The 622-nt window shown below is 79.7% G+C and carries 1 pseudogene; it reads right to left on the bottom strand.

Annotation, left to right across the window (positions count from 1 at the left end):
• Positions 1–622 (bottom strand): annotated as a pseudogene (locus tag KUM32_RS42780) (hypothetical protein); the annotation flags it as partial.

Genomic DNA, 622 nt, shown 5'->3' with positions numbered 1-622 from the left:
GGGTCTCCATGCGGCAGTCCCGGAGGACCCGCACCGCCCCGAAGACGTAGGCGTCGCCGCCGGGCCGCTCGGCGCGCTCGATGAGCACCGTGCCCCACTCGGCGATCAGGTCGCTGTAGCCGGCGCGGTCGCGAGTGAGCAGCCGGCTCGCCTCGGCGAACCGTCGCGCCGCCGCGTCCAGTTCGGCGACGTCGCCGCGCCCGGCGCCGGCCGCCTCGTACCGCCGTACGCACAGTCGCGCGTCGCGGGCCAGGACCTCCGCGCGCAGCGGCCGGTCCGGCGCCAGGGCGAGCGCCTCGGCCACCAGCGCGGCGGCCTGCTCCGGCCCCTCCTCCGCGACCAGCAGCGCGTCCACCACGTCGAGCGCGGCCCGGGCGCGCACCTCGGCCGGCGCGTCCTCGGCTTCGAGCCCGCCGCGCCCGAGGTCCAGCGAGGTCGCGGCCTGCCGGGCGTAGGTGCGGGCGCGCTCGCGGTCGGGGGCCGCGCCGGCCAGCCGCAGCAGCGCCCGGCCGCGCGCCAGGGAGAGCCCGCTGGGCTGCGGCAGGCTCGCCGGCCACGCGTCGGCGAACGCCTCCAGCATGCCGACGCTCTCCTCAAGGAGCGCGCTGTCGCCGCCCAGTTG

It is taken from the genome of Streptomyces sp. AC627_RSS907, assembly GCF_019049165.1.
The sequence above is the reverse complement of the archived record's forward strand: the minus strand, read 5'-3'. Positions and strand labels throughout refer to the sequence as shown.